General features: G+C 65.3%; 17 protein-coding genes. 12 read left to right on the top strand and 5 right to left on the bottom strand.

Annotation, left to right across the window (positions count from 1 at the left end; translation table 11 throughout):
- Window positions 1–192: 192 nt before the first annotated feature.
- Window positions 193–666 (bottom strand): SsrA-binding protein SmpB, encoded by a 474-nt coding sequence (gene smpB, locus ACSVDO_RS13630; RefSeq protein ID WP_213304108.1) that lies wholly within the window; start codon window positions 664–666, stop codon window positions 193–195.
- A gap of 142 nt (window positions 667–808) precedes the next feature.
- On the opposite strand from smpB, the gene ACSVDO_RS13625 reads away from it, so the two are divergent.
- Window positions 809–1,249: a type II toxin-antitoxin system RatA family toxin gene (locus ACSVDO_RS13625; protein WP_489592767.1), complete on the top strand. Its 441-nt coding sequence runs from the start codon at window positions 809–811 to the stop codon at window positions 1,247–1,249.
- Window positions 1,242–1,580: an RnfH family protein gene (locus tag ACSVDO_RS13620; RefSeq protein WP_332538169.1), complete on the top strand. Its 339-nt coding sequence runs from the start codon at window positions 1,242–1,244 to the stop codon at window positions 1,578–1,580. Before ACSVDO_RS13625 ends, ACSVDO_RS13620 begins: the two co-directional genes overlap by 8 nt.
- Here ACSVDO_RS13620 and ACSVDO_RS13615 read toward each other — a convergent pair.
- The gene (locus tag ACSVDO_RS13615; RefSeq protein WP_489592765.1) at window positions 1,574–2,122 is read right to left on the bottom strand and encodes a DUF4124 domain-containing protein; all 549 of its coding nucleotides are present in this window, start codon (window positions 2,120–2,122) and stop codon (window positions 1,574–1,576) included. The genes ACSVDO_RS13620 and ACSVDO_RS13615 overlap by 7 nt on opposite strands.
- Window positions 2,123–2,280: 158 nt before the next feature.
- On the opposite strand from ACSVDO_RS13615, the gene guaB reads away from it, so the two are divergent.
- From guaB to ACSVDO_RS13600, 3 genes are all read left to right on the top strand, one after another.
- Entirely contained in the window at window positions 2,281–3,756 is a 1,476-nt protein-coding gene (guaB, locus tag ACSVDO_RS13610; RefSeq protein WP_261498487.1) for an IMP dehydrogenase, read from the top strand.
- Window positions 3,757–3,830: 74 nt separating this feature from the next.
- Window positions 3,831–5,447, top strand: a complete 1,617-nt coding sequence (guaA, locus tag ACSVDO_RS13605) for a glutamine-hydrolyzing GMP synthase (RefSeq protein ID WP_332548017.1) — start codon at window positions 3,831–3,833, stop codon at window positions 5,445–5,447.
- Between the two features lie 154 nt (window positions 5,448–5,601).
- Entirely contained in the window at window positions 5,602–6,888 is a 1,287-nt protein-coding gene (locus ACSVDO_RS13600) for a M16 family metallopeptidase (protein ID WP_489592762.1), read from the top strand.
- Window positions 6,889–6,912: 24 nt separating this feature from the next.
- On the opposite strand, the gene ACSVDO_RS13595 is transcribed toward ACSVDO_RS13600, so the two are convergent.
- Window positions 6,913–7,695, bottom strand: coding sequence for a hypothetical protein (locus ACSVDO_RS13595; RefSeq protein ID WP_489592760.1), 783 nt, complete (start codon window positions 7,693–7,695; stop codon window positions 6,913–6,915).
- A gap of 438 nt (window positions 7,696–8,133) precedes the next feature.
- Between ACSVDO_RS13595 and epsC the strand changes: the two genes are divergently transcribed.
- Window positions 8,134–9,051, top strand: coding sequence for a serine O-acetyltransferase EpsC (epsC, locus tag ACSVDO_RS13590; RefSeq protein WP_489592758.1), 918 nt, complete (start codon window positions 8,134–8,136; stop codon window positions 9,049–9,051).
- Window positions 9,052–9,093: 42 nt separating this feature from the next.
- On the opposite strand, the gene ACSVDO_RS13585 is transcribed toward epsC, so the two are convergent.
- Both ACSVDO_RS13585 and ACSVDO_RS13580 read right to left on the bottom strand, forming a co-directional pair.
- Window positions 9,094–9,468 (bottom strand): nucleotide pyrophosphohydrolase, encoded by a 375-nt coding sequence (locus ACSVDO_RS13585; RefSeq protein ID WP_489592756.1) that lies wholly within the window; start codon window positions 9,466–9,468, stop codon window positions 9,094–9,096.
- A 96-nt stretch (window positions 9,469–9,564) separates the two neighbouring features.
- Window positions 9,565–10,467, bottom strand: a complete 903-nt coding sequence (locus tag ACSVDO_RS13580; protein WP_332539365.1) for a LysR family transcriptional regulator — start codon at window positions 10,465–10,467, stop codon at window positions 9,565–9,567.
- Between the two features lie 96 nt (window positions 10,468–10,563).
- On the opposite strand from ACSVDO_RS13580, the gene ACSVDO_RS13575 reads away from it, so the two are divergent.
- Genes ACSVDO_RS13575 through ACSVDO_RS13550 form a run of 6 tightly spaced genes read left to right on the top strand, consistent with a single transcriptional unit; the run spans window position 10,564 to window position 15,680 of the window.
- Window positions 10,564–11,232: an RraA family protein gene (locus ACSVDO_RS13575; protein ID WP_489592753.1), complete on the top strand. Its 669-nt coding sequence runs from the start codon at window positions 10,564–10,566 to the stop codon at window positions 11,230–11,232.
- Window positions 11,229–12,611 (top strand): amidase, encoded by a 1,383-nt coding sequence (locus ACSVDO_RS13570; RefSeq protein WP_489592752.1) that lies wholly within the window; start codon window positions 11,229–11,231, stop codon window positions 12,609–12,611. Before ACSVDO_RS13575 ends, ACSVDO_RS13570 begins: the two co-directional genes overlap by 4 nt.
- Window positions 12,601–13,563 (top strand): Bug family tripartite tricarboxylate transporter substrate binding protein, encoded by a 963-nt coding sequence (locus tag ACSVDO_RS13565; protein ID WP_489592751.1) that lies wholly within the window; start codon window positions 12,601–12,603, stop codon window positions 13,561–13,563. Before ACSVDO_RS13570 ends, ACSVDO_RS13565 begins: the two co-directional genes overlap by 11 nt.
- The gene (locus ACSVDO_RS13560; protein ID WP_332548255.1) at window positions 13,563–14,297 is read left to right on the top strand and encodes an amino acid ABC transporter permease; all 735 of its coding nucleotides are present in this window, start codon (window positions 13,563–13,565) and stop codon (window positions 14,295–14,297) included. The genes ACSVDO_RS13565 and ACSVDO_RS13560 overlap by 1 nt, the downstream gene beginning before the upstream one ends.
- The gene (locus ACSVDO_RS13555; protein WP_489592749.1) at window positions 14,294–14,968 is read left to right on the top strand and encodes an amino acid ABC transporter permease; all 675 of its coding nucleotides are present in this window, start codon (window positions 14,294–14,296) and stop codon (window positions 14,966–14,968) included. Before ACSVDO_RS13560 ends, ACSVDO_RS13555 begins: the two co-directional genes overlap by 4 nt.
- The gene (locus ACSVDO_RS13550; protein ID WP_489592747.1) at window positions 14,952–15,680 is read left to right on the top strand and encodes an amino acid ABC transporter ATP-binding protein; all 729 of its coding nucleotides are present in this window, start codon (window positions 14,952–14,954) and stop codon (window positions 15,678–15,680) included. Before ACSVDO_RS13555 ends, ACSVDO_RS13550 begins: the two co-directional genes overlap by 17 nt.
- The last annotated feature ends 8 nt before the right edge of the window (window positions 15,681–15,688 follow it).

Below are 15,688 nucleotides of genomic sequence, written 5' to 3'. Positions count from 1 at the left end.
AACATGATTCATGTCTTGGGAGCACCGCACCGGGTTTTCTCCGTTCGCCCTGAGCTTGTCGAAGGGTGAACACATGGTGAAAGCGCTTTAGCAGCGCATTTTGCGGCGCGCCCTAAAACCCCTTCGACACGCTCAGGGCGAACGGATGATGGGCACAGAGAGCCCCCTTGCCCGTTCGGGCCTGAAGCGCAATCAGCGATTGCGCCCCTTCATTGCGCGCTCGACTTCGCGCTTGCCTTCGCGGTCCTTGATGGTGTCGCGCTTGTCGTGCTCGCCCTTGCCCTTGGCCAGCGCGATCTCGGCCTTGACCAGGCCGTTCTTCCAGTGCAGGTTCAGCGGCACCAGCGTATAGCCCTTTTGCTCGACCTTGCCGATCAGGCGCTTGATCTCTTCCTTGTGCAGCAGCAGCTTCTTGGTGCGCGCGGCGTCGGGGCTCACATGCGTGGAAGCGGTGCGCAGCGGGTTGATCTGGCAGCCGATCAGGTACAGCTCGCCATCCTTGATGACCACGTAGCCGTCGGTCAGCTGGACCTTGCCTTCGCGCAAGGCCTTGACTTCCCAGCCGTGCAGGACCATGCCCGCCTCGTGGCGTTCCTCGAAGAAGTAGTTGTAAGCCGCTTTTTTGTTGTCGGCAATGCGGGACGGGGAATCAGTTTGTTTTGCCATGTATGAATTAAGTGCGGCGCAATTCAGGAGATAAAAGCTCTCCCTACAATGTTGTTTGTCGTCTCGCTGCAGAGATTTTAGTTTCCATCGGCCGGCAATGCTGCGATGGCCTTCGCAGCATCCCTATTCAGGCCCCTTTTCCATGAAAACAGTCAACAAATCCGTCCTCATCTGGTACAGCCCCGAAGAAATGTATGCCTTGGTGACGGATGTGGACGATTACGCCGACTTCCTGCCCTGGTGCGACCATGCACGCATCCTGGAACAGGACGCGCAGGGCATGACGGCGGAAGTGGGCATGGCGCTGGGTGGCTTGAAGAAATCCTTCGTGACCCGCAACACCCACGAAGAAGGCCGGCGCGTGACCATTCGACTGGTCAAAGGTCCATTCTCGCATCTAGAAGGCGACTGGTTCTTTCATCCGGTGGGCGACGGCTCGCAGCGCGCCTGCAAGGTGGAGCTGCGCCTGAGCTATGGCTTCGACAATGTCGCGCTGGCGGCGCTGGTCGGGCCGGTGTTCGACCGCATTGCGGGCTCGATGGTCGATGCCTTCATCAAGCGCGCGGAACAGGTCTATGGCTGAAGCATTGGCCGCCGGGACGCAACTGAGCGTGGAGGTGGTGTTTTCTGCCGCGGCCGGCCAGGCGCAGGAGTGGACGCTGCAGCTGCCGCCTGGCGCCTGCGTGCTGGACGCGCTGCGCGCCGTGGGGCTGCAGGACAGCGCCTGCGCCGCCGGTATCTGGGGGCGGCGTGCCGAGCGCAGCCAGTTGCTGCACGACGGCGACCGTGTCGAACTGTACCGTTCGCTGCTGGTCGACCCCAAGGTCGCGCGGCGCGAGCGTTTCGCGCGCCAGGGCGCACGCGGCGCGGGCCTGTTTTCGCGCCAGCGTCCAGGCGGCAAGGCCGGTTACTGAACGCCTGGCTGGGCCGCCTTGGGCGCCGGGCCGCAGTCGCTGGCTATGGTGCTTTGCGCGCGCTGGCGTTCGGCGCTGCGCGCGGCGTCGTCCATGAACACCCGTTCGCCGTTGGCGTTGGTGTGCGCAATCAGCCGGCCATCGGTCAGGGCCGTCTGCGCGGCCTTGGCGCGTGTGCAGTTTTCCTGGCGCGCCTGGGCCAGCTTCTTCTCCTGGGCATCGGCCTCGGCCTGTTCGCGCCTGGTCTTTTCGGCTTCCTCGGCGTTTTTCTTGGCCTGCAATGCGGGGTCCACGCCGGAGCTGCGGCTCACGGGCAGCGCCGAAGATGAGGCCGCGGCCGGGCCCGGTGCCTGGGAGGCGGGTGCCGGCGCGGATTTGGCGCCGCCTGGGCGCTTGACGATGCGCTCGGTCGGTATTTCCACGGGCGGCGGCAGGTCGCTGAACACCTTGCGCCCCTGTGCATCGACCCACTGCCATTGCGCCAGCGCATTGGCGGAAAAAAGGCTGCTCGCGCAGAGCAGGACAAGCGTGAAGACGTTCATGGCGGCAGGATCAAAGTGGGAAGGCCGGTGCAATGGAGCAGGCCAGCGGCGGAATCTTCGCACTTCCCATCGACCCTGCCAAGGTCGCGCAGGAAAAAACCAGGCGCCGTCTGTAAGAATTGCACTCACAGGTACAATCGTTTTTTTGGAGCTTTCACATGCGCCTTCTTGGTAAAGCACTGACCTTCGACGATGTGTTGCTGGTACCCGCTTACTCCCAAGTCCTCCCCAAGGACACGTCTCTCGCGACACGTTTTTCCCGCAATATTTCCCTGAACATTCCCCTGGTGTCCGCCGCGATGGACACCGTGACGGAAGCGCGCCTGGCGATCGCCATTGCGCAAGAGGGCGGTATCGGCATCATCCACAAGAACATGACGGCCCAGGAACAGGCCGCCGAAGTGAACAAGGTCAAGCGCCATGAGTCCGGCGTCGTGATCGACCCCGTGGTCATCACCCCTGAGCACACTGTACTGCAGGTGCTGCAGCTTTCGGAAAACCTCGGCATCTCGGGTTTCCCGGTCTGCGATGGCGGCAAGGTCGTCGGCATCGTCACCAGCCGCGATGTGCGCTTTGAAACGCGCTATGACGTCAAGGTCAGCCAGATCATGACGCCGCGCGAAAAGCTGATCACCGTCAACGAAAAGGCCGGCACCACGCCCGCCGAAGCCAAGGCGCTGCTCAACAAGCACAAGCTCGAACGCATTCTGGTCGTCAACGATGATTTCGAGCTCAAGGGCCTGATCACCGTCAAGGACATCAACAAGCAGACCACCTTCCCCAACGCCGCGCGCGACGCCGCCGGCCGACTGCGCGTGGGCGCAGCCGTGGGCGTGGGTGCAGGCACCGAAGAGCGCGTTGAACTGCTGGTCAAGGCCGGCGTGGACGCCATCATCGTTGACACCGCCCACGGCCACAGCCAGGGCGTGATCGAGCGCGTGCGCTGGGTCAAGCAGAACTACCCGCAGGTCGACGTGGTCGGCGGCAACATCGCCACCGGCGCGGCCGCGCTGGCACTGGTCGAAGCCGGTGCCGACGCGGTCAAGGTCGGTATCGGCCCGGGCTCCATCTGCACCACGCGCATCGTTGCCGGTGTGGGCGTGCCCCAGATCATGGCCATCGACAGCGTGGCCACGGCCCTGCTGGGCACGGGCGTGCCGCTGATCGCCGACGGCGGCGTGCGTTTTTCGGGCGACATCGCCAAGGCGCTGGCCGCTGGCGCCTCGACCATCATGATGGGCGGCATGTTCGCCGGCACCGAGGAAGCTCCGGGCGAAGTCATCCTGTACCAGGGCCGCTCGTACAAGAGCTACCGCGGCATGGGCTCGATCGGCGCGATGCAGCAAGGCTCGGCCGACCGCTACTTCCAGGAATCGTCGACCGGCAACCCGAACGCCGACAAGCTGGTTCCCGAAGGCATCGAAGGCCGCGTTCCCTACAAGGGCTCGATGGTCTCCATCGTCTATCAGATGGCCGGCGGCGTGCGCGCGGCCATGGGCTACTGCGGTTGCTCGAGCATCGAACAGATGAACAACCAGGCTGAATTTGTCGAGATCACGACGGCCGGCATCCGCGAAAGCCACGTCCATGACGTGCAAATCACCAAAGAAGCGCCGAACTACCGCGCCGATTAAAATCGGTTGATCGCCATCCAACGGCCCGATCCGCTGCGCAAGCAGGCAGGTCGGGCCTTGCCATTTTCCAGACCATGCAACACGACAAGATCCTCATCCTCGACTTCGGCTCCCAAGTCACCCAGCTGATTGCCCGCCGCGTGCGCGAAGCCCATGTCTACTGCGAAGTCCATCCTTGCGATGTGAGCAGCGACTGGGTGCGCGAGTTCGCCGCCGACGGCAAGCTCAAGGGGGTGATTCTTTCGGGCAGCCACGCCAGCGTCTACGAAGTCGACGACCGCGCGCCTGATGCGGTGTTCGAGCTGGACATTCCCGTGCTGGGCATCTGCTACGGCATGCAGACCATGGCGACCCAGCTGGGCGGCAAGGTCGAAGGCTCGAACAACCGCGAATTCGGCTACGCCGAAGTGCGCGCCCACGGCCACACCAATCTGCTCGAAGGCATCGAAGACTTCACCACGGCCGAAGGCCACGGCATGCTCAAGGTCTGGATGAGCCACGGCGACAAGGTGACCCAGCTGCCCGAGGGCTTCAAGGTCATGTGCTCCACGCCGTCGTGCCCCATCGCGGGCATGGCCGACGAATCGCGCCGCTACTACGCCGTGCAGTTCCACCCCGAGGTCACGCACACCGTGCAGGGCCAGGCCATGCTCAACCGCTTCGTGCGCGACATCTGCTGCGCCGCGCCGGACTGGATCATGGGCGACTACATCGAGGAAGCCGTCGCCAAGATCCGCGAGCAGGTGGGCGACGAGGAAGTCATCCTGGGCCTGTCGGGCGGCGTCGATTCGTCCGTGGCCGCGGCGCTGATCCACCGCGCCATCGGCGACCAGCTGACCTGCGTCTTCGTCGACCACGGCCTGCTGCGCCTGAACGAAGGCGATGCCGTCATGGAAATGTTCGAGGGCAAGCTGCACGCCAAGGTGGTGCGCGTCGATGCCGCCGACCTGTTCCTGGGTGAGCTCGCGGGCGTGTCCGAACCCGAGCAAAAGCGCAAGATCATCGGCCGCCTGTTTGTCGATGTCTTCAAGGCCGAAGCCAGCAAGCTCAAGGCCGCGAACGCCGGCAGCAAGGGCGCGACCTTCCTGGCCCAGGGCACCATCTACCCCGACGTGATCGAGTCGGGCGGCGCCAAGAGCAAGAAAGCCGTGACCATCAAGAGCCACCACAACGTGGGCGGCCTGCCGGAACAGCTGGGCCTCAAGCTGCTCGAACCCCTGCGCGACCTGTTCAAGGACGAAGTCCGCGAACTCGGCGTGGCGCTGGGCCTGCCGCGCAACATGGTCTACCGCCATCCGTTCCCCGGACCCGGCCTGGGCGTGCGCATCCTGGGCGAAGTGAAGAAGGAATACGCCGACCTGCTGCGCCGTGCCGATGCGATCTTCATCGAGGAACTCTACAACTTCACCGACGCCGCCACGGGCAAGAACTGGTACGAGCTGACCAGCCAGGCCTTCACCGTGTTCCTGCCGGTGAAGAGCGTGGGCGTGATGGGCGACGGCCGCACCTACGATTACGTCGTGGCCCTGCGCGCCGTGCAGACCAGCGACTTCATGACCGCCGACTGGGCCGAGCTGCCTTACGCGCTCTTGAAGAAGGTGTCCGGGCGCATCATCAACGAAGTGCGCGGCATCAACCGCGTGACCTACGATGTGTCGACCAAGCCGCCAGCGACGATCGAGTGGGAGTGATACTGCTCCAGTCACGTCTTCGCAGTGACTAGAACGACCCCCGCAGGGCCTGGCTTTGCGGGGGATTGCTTTTTGTGGAACCGATGGAGCAGCAAGAAACCAGCCTATGACTCAAGAAAAGCGCGTTGCTACAGTGGCGGCCGATCGATCCGCCATGATCCTGCACACCCTCCCCAACGGGGTCAGGTTGCTGGCCCTTCCCATGCCCCATGTGCAAAGCGTCAGCGTGGGCGTGTTCCTGCGCGTGGGCTCGCGCGACGAGACGCCGGCGAGCAACGGCATCAGCCATGTGCTGGAGCACATGGCGTTCAAGGGCACGGCCACGCGCAACGTGCAGGCAATCAACCTGGATGCGGAGCGCCTGGGCGCCGAGGTGAATGCGTTCACGGGCAAGGACACGACGGGCTATTTCATGACCGGGCTGGGCCGGCACGCGCCGCAGCTGCTGCGCATGACCGCCGACATCGTGCTCAACAGCACCTTCCCCGAGCATGAATTGCAGCGCGAGCTGGAGGTGATACGCCAGGAAGCCATAGAGTACGCGGAGGACCCGGAAGACAGTGCCAGCGATCTTCTTGATCGCGCCATCTGGGGGGACGATCCCATGGGCATGCCCGTGATAGGCACGGTGGCCAACATCGAGGGCTTCACGCGCCAGGATCTGGTGCGCCATGTGCAAAGTCACTATGTCGCGCAAAAGGCCGTGGTGGTTGCGGCCGGCAACTTCGACGTAGACGCCTGGCTGGCGCTGGCCGCGCAACTGTTTGCCGCAATGCCCGCGGCGTCCGATGCGCGCGTGCTGGCGCCGCCCCGGCCTGCGCCGTACCTGGGCCAGGCGCTGGCCCGGCGCTTCACCCAGGTTTCGCAGGTGTTCGTGAACATCGCCTATCCGCTGGCGCCGACCACGCAGCAGGACGAGACTGCGCAGCGTGCGCGTCTGGCGGCCTCGCTGGCGGCCTATCTCTTTGGCGAAGGCATGTCGTCGCCGCTGGTCGACACCGTGCGCGAACAGCAGGGCCTGGCGTATACGACCTATGCCACGCTGGAAAGCGCGGATGTCTGGGCCAACTTCATCGTGCATGCGGTCACGACCCCGGACAAGCTCGACGCGCTGCTCACCGCGACGGGCCGGCTGCTGCGCGCGCAGGCCGCGGCCATAGATTCCGTGCATCTGGAGCGGGCCAAGAACCAGCTGACCGTGTCCCGCGTGCGCGCTGCGGAGCGGCCTTTCGCCACGATGGAGCAGGCCGTAGAGGAATTGTTCACCCAGGGCAGCGTGATGCCCATGGCGCAGACGCTGGCGCTGATCGAAGACATCCGCGCCGAGGAAGTGCGCCTGGTCTTCGAGCGCCTGCTGGAGAACGCGCCAGCCGTGGCAATCACCGGCAAGGGCGCCAGCGCCAAGGCTGCGCGGCAGCTCGCGGGCTGCCTGGCCGGCTGAGCCGGCTTCGAGGCGCGCGCTGACTCATTTTCTGGAGCAGACGAAGCGGGCCACGCCGAGGTAGAGGTCGCCGCCAGGCAACTGGGCCCGGTAGCCCACGATCAGGCCAGGGACGGCGTCGCCCTGGTTCGCGAGCGTGACTACCGCGCCGGTGCCATTGGCAAACATATGGCCGGTGACACCCATGGAGGCCGGATTCTGGATTTTTGTCGCCAGACTCACGCTGGCGCTCTGGCTGCCCGCGCGCACCTGCATCGTCCCCTCTATTGCGGCGCCGTTGGCGTCGAACGTGACATTGGCGGCTCCGCTGGGCGAGTCGACTTTCTGGCGACTGTCTGAAGCACCGGTAGGCGTGGTCGCGGCAACGGACTTGCACTGCAGCTGGCCTTCGAGGGGCAGGGCCGCGAGGCGGTTGTAGACGATGTAGTGATACGACTCGTAGTCCTTGCCCTGCAGCGTTACGGAGTCTTTCTCGTGCGTCAGAGTGCCTTTCACCCAGCGTCCGAGCGCAAAATGCGCATCGCCGGCGATATCCAAGGTCTGTTGGGCGCCTGTCAGGGCCCTGGTGCCTATGCGGACCATGGCCCCGTTGTCTGCCTGCTCCGTAGGCACTGCCGACCCCATGGACTGCTCGCCTTTGGCGAGCAGGATGGTGCGCGCGTTCTCGTTGGCCACGAACTTGGCCGACACGGCGCCGCCGGGAGCGAGGCCCTTGGCCGCCGGGGCTGCGGGTTCCGGGTCACCGTCACCGCCGCAGGCTTGCAGCAGCGACAACATGGAAAGAGAAACAAAAATATGTTTGCGCATATACGCCTCACTCGGTTGGTTCGTGTTGGACGACAGGATTGCAAACGGACGCCGCAAGCCTGTTGGATCGCAAATGCTGGAATCCAGCGTTTTTATTCTGTGCAGCGGGCCGCATGCCAGTCCGTGTGCAACAGGCTGATGCCATATAGGACGATCAGGGAAAACTGGATAGGTGTTTGATCCGCATGCCTTGGGCCGCGAGTCCTGCGCAGCTGTCTGTCGGCTGTCGATCAAGGCCTTTGCCACGTTCTCGTCTGCGCATGGCGACTAAGATAAAAAAGTTGTTAGAAACCCACTTTTCAATGGTTCGTGCTTTGCGTCCAGGCGCCTACATTGCTGCGTTGCTCGCATGGCGGCGCGATCGGCGCGCGCGTCCGAGGCGGGGATAAGGGGCGGCGGCGCATCAGACTTCAGTACAGCAAGAACAGGAGAAGCCGAATGGCGAATTTCGAAGTGGGCGAAATCGTGCGCGCGTTGCGCGGCGTGCGCGACGAATGGCGCGACTTGCAAAAGCGTTCGCGTGAGCCGGGCGGGCGTGAATTTCCATCGCGCGATGCGCTCGAACGCATTGTTGAAGGGCTCAAGGGCGCGCTGTTTCCCATGCGGCTGGGCCCCACCGATTTGCGCCATGAGAGCGAGGATTTCTATGTGGGCCACACGCTGGATGCCGCGCTGCAGGAGCTGCTGGGTCAGGCGCGGCTGGAGCTGAATTTCAATGCCAGGCATGCGGCCTTGCCAGCGCAGGAAATCGAAGAGCAGGCAACCGAAGCCGTGCGCCAGTTTGCCAATGCGCTGCCCGCGCTGCGCCGCCTGCTTGACTCCGATGTGCTGGCCGCCTACCAGGGCGATCCGGCGGCGCGCAGCGTCGACGAGGTGCTGCTGTGCTATCCGGGCGTGCTGGCAATGATTCACCACCGGCTGGCGCATGCGCTCTACGGACTGGGGCTGCCGCTGCTGGCGCGCATCGTTGCCGAGCTGGCGCATGCGCAAACCGGCATAGACATCCACCCTGGCGCCGACATAGGGGCAAGCTTCTTCATTGACCACGGCACGGGCGTCGTGATTGGCGAGACCGCGGTCATCGGCCAGCATGTGCGCCTCTACCAGGCAGTGACATTGGGCGCCAAGCGTTTTCCGACTGACAGCGACGGCCAGCTGAAAAAGGGCCTGCCGCGCCATCCGGTGGTCGAGGACGATGTGGTGATCTATGCGGGCGCCACCATTCTGGGCCGTGTGACGCTGGGGCGGGGCGCCACCATAGGCGGCAATGTGTGGATCACCGACGATGTCGCGCCCGGGGCCAGCGTCACCCAGGCCAGTCTGCAGAAGGCGCCAAAAGGCGGGGGCGGCGCATGATTCTCCCGCGCAGCCATGCGCACCGTCGCAGGCAGCAGCGCATCATGACTTGGGCAACCGGTCGTATTTGGTGCTCACGCCGCGCGCGGCTTCAACTGGGTACTTGGCGGCATTGGTGGCCAGCTTGGTGGTAATGGCCGCGTCGAGATCGACTCCCAGGACGTCGGCCAGACGGATGAGGTACAGAGCGACATCGGCCAGTTCGTCGCGCACCGCCTGGGCCGTTTTCGGCGCGGCAGCCGCGCCGTGCGAGTCGGCTTCGGTCATCCACTGGAAGATCTCGGTCAACTCGCCGACTTCGCCAGAGAGCGCCATGACCAGGTTCTTGGGCGAATGGAATTGCTGCCAGTTCCGCTCGTCTGCAAAATGCCTCAGCGCCTGTGTTGCGCCCTCTACGTCGATCAATGTCTTGTTCACGTTGTGCCCCTTTGCACAGATTGTTCACCATTCTGGTGGTCCTGCTTTTCTTGCGGCGGAGCGGGACATGCTTGAGCAGGTAATGAAGCCTCTGCCCTAGGGATTCACGAAGAACCCGATTTCCTTGAGATTGCGCTCCGCGATCTCCAGAAACCGGGTGGTGGTGTCGCTGCGGTGGTGCACCAGATAGGAGAAGTAGTAGGGCACATCGGGCACCTCGGGCTTGGCGTGCAGCACCTGCAGGGTCTGGGCCTCCACATGCTTGCGGGTGATCGACGCGGGCAGCATGGCAATGGCGTGGCCCGAGACCACCAGCGAGACCATCAGCGACAGCGAATTGCAGCTGCTGTATTCGTCAAACGCATAGCCCTCGGTGACCAGCCAGCGCGCGACCGAGTCGTGCAGCGTGGACGGCGGCGCGTTGCTGACGATGCGGTGGTTCATTGCCTGCTCGGGCAGGAAGTCGGCGTCGGCGGGGAACAGTCCGGGCGCGGCCACCCACTGGTGGCGCGTGAGGCCTATGAACTGGCTGGTCACATCGGGCTGGCTGCTCTGGCCGGTGTGCAGCGCGATGTCGAGTTCGTGGTTGTTGATCTTCTGCAGCAGCTGCGAGCCCCCGCCCACGGTGAGATCCACGCGCAGGTTGGGATAGGTGTCCTTGATGTCCTTGAGGATCAGCGGCATGCCGGTGATGGCGCAGGATTCGTCCACGCCCACGCGCACCAGCCCGGTGATGGTGCGCGTCAGGTCCAGGCGCGCGACTTCCTGCGCCGAGGCAATCACGCGCTCGGCATAGACCAGCACGTTGCGGCCCTGGTCGGTGACGATCAGCCGCTGGTTCTGGCGCTCGAACAGCTGCGTGGAAAGCTCTTCTTCCAGATCGCGTATGCGATGCGATATCGCCGGCTGCGTGATATGCAGCTGCCGGGCCGCCGCATGGACCGTGCCCAGGCGTGCCGTCCAGACAAAGGCTTCCAACTGATTGAGGGTAAACCGCATGATGAAAAAACTGTATTAGCGATCCGCAGAATTGATCAATATCCATGCCAGGTCGGCTTGCCTAGCATCAGTTCATCAACTTCGAGGATAACTGAGATGACAGGCATACACCTTGGCAAGCTGCCGCCGCCCTGCGCCGCGCCCCTGCTGCAATTGCTCCAGCAGGTCGAACCCGCCACCATAGGCCACTTCCATGACCGCGGCTTCGTCGACGGCGCCGTGAAGGCCGTCACGACGATGGCACGGGTCGTGGGCACGGCGGTGACCGTGCGCTGCGAAGGCACGGACGGCTCCATCTTGCACCACGCTCTGGGCCAGCTGCGCGCCAACGATTTCCTGGTGGTCGACCGTGCGGGCGAGCAGACAATTGCCTGCATTGGAGGCGCAAGCGTGCTGGCCGCAAAGCTGCGCGGCGCGGCCGGAATCGTGGTCGATGGCTGCGTCACCGACATCGCCGAACTGCGCGAACTGGGATTGCCCGTGTGGGCTCGTGGTCTGAGTGCGCGCACCACGCGCTCGGGCGGGCAGGTGGGCAGCTTCTGCCTGCCTGTGGACTGCGGCGGCGTGCGCGTGCAGCCGGGCGATGTGATCCTGGCAGACGAGAACGGCCTGCTGGTCATGGCGCCGTCGGAAGCCCGGGCGCTGGCGGAAAAGGCCTTGGCGCTGCAGCAGGCCGAGCAGCACACGCTGGCGCGGCTGCGCGCGGGCGAGACCTATCCCCAGGTGCTGGGCACGCGGCTGACGCTGGGCGAGGTGACGGCATGAGAGGCCACAACCTGCCGCCGGCATTTCCTTCCATTGCGCAGTTGGGCGCGGATCTGCGCCACGGGCGCACCACCAGCACCGCACTGGTGCGCGACTGCCTGGAGCGCATTGCCGCCCACGACGGCGTCTTCAAGAGTTTCATTGCCGTGTATGCGGCGCAGGCGCTGGCCGCTGCCGAGCGGCTGGACGCAGAGTTGCGCGCCGGCCATGACCGCGGCGCGCTGCACGGCATTCCAGTGGCGCTCAAGGACCTGATCGACATCCAGGGCCAGCCGACCACCGCGGGCTCGCCGCTGCTGGCGGACAACGTTGCCGCCCAGGATGCGGCCATTGTCCAGCGCATGCACGCGCTGGGCGCCATCATCATCGGCAAGACCCACATGGTGCAGTTCGCGCTTGGCGCCTGGGGCACGAACGCGCACATGGACACACCGCGCAACCCCGCAGGCCATGCGGCCGACACGCTGGTGCCCGGCGGCTCGAGCAGCGGCTCGGCCGTGGCCGTGGCCGCGCGTCTCGTGCCCTGGGCCATAGGCTCGGACACCGGCGGCTCGGTGCGCGTGCCGGCCGCGTTCTGCGGCGTGGTGGGCTTCAAGCCGACCATCGATGCGCTGCCGCGCGACGGTGTCTATGCGCTCAGCAAGACACTCGACAGCCTGGGACTGTTTGCCAGTTCGGTTGACGACGCGCAGCAGTGTTTCGGCGCGCTGGCGGGCGCCGGCGCCGGCGTCGGTGCCGCTGGCCAGGGCAGGCTGCGCATCGGCGTGCTGCCGCCCGACGAACTGACGGGCCTGGAGCCGGCCGTGGCGCAAAGCCTGGCCAGCAGCCTGGCGCAACTGCAGGCCGCGGGCCATGAGCTGGTGGCGTTTCGCTTTCCCGCGCCGCTGGCCGAGTTCCGGGCCCCGACCAACGCCATCATGATTGCCGAGGGCGCGGCGGTGAACGCTGCTTTTCTCGACGATCCGGCGCTGCCCATGGACCCGTCGGTGCGCCCGCGCCTGATTGCCGCGCGCTCGACCAGCGCCGTGCAATACCTGCAGGCCCAGGCCAGCGCCTTGCTCTGGCAGCAGCAGTTTGCCCGGGAGATGGACCGACTGCAGCTTGCGGCCATCGCCATGCCCGTCACCGCCATGGCCGCGCCGCGCGTGCAAGACGTGGACCACGACGTGGCGCCGGTGCACTTCAGCCGCCCGGTCAATTTCCTCGCGCTGTGCGGCATTTCGCTGCCCGCGGGCCAGGATGCCGATGCGCGCCCCATAGGCCTGCAGCTGGTGGGCCGCGCCGGCCAGGACCATGCGCTGCTGGCGCTGGCCGCGGCCGTCGCGGCCGTGATTTCTCCGTCCCCTGTTTGCTCTGTGGAGGTGTGCGATGCGTCGTAATTTCTGTTGTGCTGTTCTGCTGGCCCTGGCGCTGCCCTATGCAGCCGCCGCTGCGGACTACCCCTCCAAGCCGGTGAAGCTGATCGTGCCGTTTCCGCCGGGCGGCAGCGTGGATCTGGTGGCCCGCCTGATAGGCAAGAGCCTGCAGGACGAGCTCAAGCAGCCTTTCCTGGTGGAAAACAAGCCCGGCGCTTCGGGCAACATTGGCGCGGGCCAGGTCGCGAAGTCCGCGCCCGACGGCTATACGCTGCTGGTGGGCAGCGCGGGCGTGTTCGCGGCCAACCAGTTCCTGTATGCGAATCCGCCGTTCGATCCGCTGACGGCCTTCACGCCCATCATGCGCATTGTCGACCAGCCCAATCTGCTGGTGGTTTCGGGCAATTCGCCCATCCACAGCGTGCGCGCGCTGATAGACGCGGCCAAGGCCAGCCCCGGCAAGCTGACCTTCGGCAGTGCCAGCGTGGGCTCGGCCCAGCACTTTGCCACCGAGGTGTTCAAGCAGCAGACCGGCGTGGACCTGCTGCACGTGCCCTACAAGGGCGGGGCGCCGGCGCTCACCGACCTGATGGGCGGGCAGATCGACATGCTGTTCGACACCTCGCCCACGGCCTTGCCCTATGCCAAGAGCGGCAAGCTGCGCGCGCTGGCCATCACCAGTGCCCAGCGTTCGCCGCTGCTGCCCGATGTGCCGACCATGAAGGAGGCCGGCCTGCCGAACTACGAAGTCGTGACCTGGACCGGCATTGCCGCGCCCGCGGGCACGCCCGCGGCCATTGTTCAGCGCATCAACGCGGCGCTGAAGACGGCGCTCAAGGGCCCGCTGGGCCAGCAGCTGGCCGAGGCCGCGCTGATTCCGGTGGGCGATTCGCCCGAAGCCTTCCGCAGCTTCCTGCAAAAGGACGCCGCCAACTACAGCCGCCTGGTGAAGTCGGCCAACATCAGCCTGCAGTGATGAGCCGCTACACACTCGACTTCAGCCCCCTGCTGGGCTACTGGGACGTGTTTCTGCACGGCGCCTGGCTCACGCTGCAGATGACGGCCCTGGCCGTCGTTGCCGGTGTCGCCGTCGGGGTGCTGGTGGCCTTCGGCAAGCGCGGGCGCAACCGCGCCCTGGCCTGGGCCTGCACGGTGTACATCGAGATCGTGCGCAACACGCCTTTCCTGGTGCAGATCTTTCTGTTCTATTTCGGCCTGGCCAGCTTTGGCCTGCGCATGCCGACATTCACCGCGGCGGTGCTGGCCATGGTCATCAACATCGCCGCCTATGCGGCCGAGATCATCCGCGCCGGCCTGGAGTCGGTGCCGCGCGGGCAGATCGAGGCCGCCGAATGCCTGGGGCTGTCGCGCTGGCGCATAGGCTGGCATGTGATGCTGCAGCCGTCGATAGAGAAGGTCTACCCGGCGCTGACCAGCCAGTTCCTGCTGATGATGCAGGCCTCGGCCATGGCTTCGCAGATCTCGGCCCAGGAGCTGACGGCTGTGGCCAATACCGTGCAGTCGGATACCTTCCGTTCGCTGGAGACCTATCTTGTCGTCGCGGCGTTGTACATCGCGCTGTCGCTGTGCATCAAGGGGCTTGCGGCGCTGCTCGGCCGGCTTGTCTTTCGCCGCCGCCGTGTGCTGAGCCAGGCCCATCGCCCGGGCCGCCGCGCGGTGCCGGCTGCCGCCGTAGGAGGCACAGCATGACGCCGCTGGAAACCGGACTGTTCGGCAACTTCACTGCCGTGCATCTGGCCTATCTGTTCAAGTCCATGGGCTGGACGCTGCTGCTGTCGCTGCTGGCGTTTGCCCTGGGCGCGCTCGGTGGCTTTGGCGTGATGCTGGCGCGTGTCTCGCCGCGGCGCTGGCTGCGCGTTGCGGCCATGGTCTACATCGAGGGCGTGCAGGGCATTCCGCTGCTCATTTTGCTGTTCATCGTGTACTACGGCCTGTCGCTCTACGGCTATTCGCTGCCGGCGCTGGTGGCCGCGGGCCTGGCGATGATGCTTTACGTGAGCGCCTATCTGGGCGATATCTGGCGCGGCTGCATCGAGGCCATGCCCAGGCCCCAATGGGAGGCCGCCGAGTGCCTGGCGCTGACGCGCTGGCAGACGCTGCGGCTGGTGATCGTGCCCCAGGCCCTGCGCCTGTCTCTGCCGCCCACCGTGGGTTTTCTGGTGCAGATCATCAAGATGACTTCGCTGGCGTCGGTGATCGGCTTTGTCGAGCTCACGCGCGCCGGCCAGGTCATCAACAACACCATCTTCCAGCCCTTCCTGATCTTCAGTCTGGTCGGTGCTTTCTATTTCGCCCTGTGTTACCCGCTGTCGCGCTGGAGCGAAGCCATGGAGAAAAAGCTCAATGTCGCCAATCATTAGCCTGCGCGAGGTCCACAAGACCTTTGGTTCCAACCCCGTGCTCAAAGGGGTGTCCTTTGAAGTCAACAAGGGCGAGATGATTGCCATCATCGGCGCCAGCGGCTCGGGCAAGAGCACCGCGCTGCGCTGCATGGACCGCCTGGAGACCATAGACAGCGGCAGCATCGAAGTTGCCGGCCTACGCGTCGACGACCCGGGCGTGGACCTCAGGCAGCTGCGCCGCGAAGTGGGCATCGTGTTCCAGAGCTACAACCTGTTTCCCCATCTCACGGTGGAGGCCAACATCATGCTGGCGCTGCGCCATGTGAAGCGCCACAGCCGCGAGCAGGCGCGCGCCAGCGCCTTGCAGGTGCTGGAAAAAGTCGGCCTGCGCGCCAAGGCCCAGGCCTATCCCGAGCAGCTGTCGGGCGGCCAGCAGCAGCGCGTGGCCATTGCGCGCTCGCTGGCGATGGCGCCCAAGGTGATGCTGTTCGATGAGGTCACCTCGGCGCTGGATCCGCAGCTCACCGGAGAAGTGCTGCGCGTGATGGAAGACCTCGCGGCCGGCGGCATGACCATGCTGCTGGTGACCCACGAGATGGCGTTTGCGCGCCGCGTCGCCGATCGCATCATCTTCATGCACCACGGCAAGGTCTGGGAGACCGGCCCGGGCGAGATGCTGGACCAGCCGCGCACGCCCGAGCTGCGTGCCTTTCTCGACAACGGCCTGTGACGGCCTGA

The sequence above is a fragment of the Comamonas sp. DB36 genome (assembly GCF_057914905.1).
This window is presented reverse-complemented; position numbering and strand designations above follow the sequence as displayed.

What these genes read in the sequence shown, in the direction of transcription:
- smpB (WP_213304108.1), bottom strand. Translation starts at nt 666, where the DNA reads ATGGCAAAACAAACTGATTCCCCGTCCCGCATTGCCGACAACAAAAAA.
- ACSVDO_RS13625 (WP_489592767.1), top strand. Translation starts at nt 809, where the DNA reads ATGAAAACAGTCAACAAATCCGTCCTCATCTGGTACAGCCCCGAAGAA.
- ACSVDO_RS13620 (WP_332538169.1), top strand. Translation starts at nt 1,242, where the DNA reads ATGGCTGAAGCATTGGCCGCCGGGACGCAACTGAGCGTGGAGGTGGTG.
- ACSVDO_RS13615 (WP_489592765.1), bottom strand. Translation starts at nt 2,122, where the DNA reads ATGAACGTCTTCACGCTTGTCCTGCTCTGCGCGAGCAGCCTTTTTTCC.
- guaB (WP_261498487.1), top strand. Translation starts at nt 2,281, where the DNA reads ATGCGCCTTCTTGGTAAAGCACTGACCTTCGACGATGTGTTGCTGGTA.
- guaA (WP_332548017.1), top strand. Translation starts at nt 3,831, where the DNA reads ATGCAACACGACAAGATCCTCATCCTCGACTTCGGCTCCCAAGTCACC.
- ACSVDO_RS13600 (WP_489592762.1), top strand. Translation starts at nt 5,602, where the DNA reads ATGATCCTGCACACCCTCCCCAACGGGGTCAGGTTGCTGGCCCTTCCC.
- ACSVDO_RS13595 (WP_489592760.1), bottom strand. Translation starts at nt 7,695, where the DNA reads ATGCGCAAACATATTTTTGTTTCTCTTTCCATGTTGTCGCTGCTGCAA.
- epsC (WP_489592758.1), top strand. Translation starts at nt 8,134, where the DNA reads ATGGCGAATTTCGAAGTGGGCGAAATCGTGCGCGCGTTGCGCGGCGTG.
- ACSVDO_RS13580 (WP_332539365.1), bottom strand. Translation starts at nt 10,467, where the DNA reads ATGCGGTTTACCCTCAATCAGTTGGAAGCCTTTGTCTGGACGGCACGC.
- ACSVDO_RS13575 (WP_489592753.1), top strand. Translation starts at nt 10,564, where the DNA reads ATGACAGGCATACACCTTGGCAAGCTGCCGCCGCCCTGCGCCGCGCCC.
- ACSVDO_RS13570 (WP_489592752.1), top strand. Translation starts at nt 11,229, where the DNA reads ATGAGAGGCCACAACCTGCCGCCGGCATTTCCTTCCATTGCGCAGTTG.
- ACSVDO_RS13565 (WP_489592751.1), top strand. Translation starts at nt 12,601, where the DNA reads ATGCGTCGTAATTTCTGTTGTGCTGTTCTGCTGGCCCTGGCGCTGCCC.
- ACSVDO_RS13560 (WP_332548255.1), top strand. Translation starts at nt 13,563, where the DNA reads ATGAGCCGCTACACACTCGACTTCAGCCCCCTGCTGGGCTACTGGGAC.
- ACSVDO_RS13555 (WP_489592749.1), top strand. Translation starts at nt 14,294, where the DNA reads ATGACGCCGCTGGAAACCGGACTGTTCGGCAACTTCACTGCCGTGCAT.
- ACSVDO_RS13550 (WP_489592747.1), top strand. Translation starts at nt 14,952, where the DNA reads ATGTCGCCAATCATTAGCCTGCGCGAGGTCCACAAGACCTTTGGTTCC.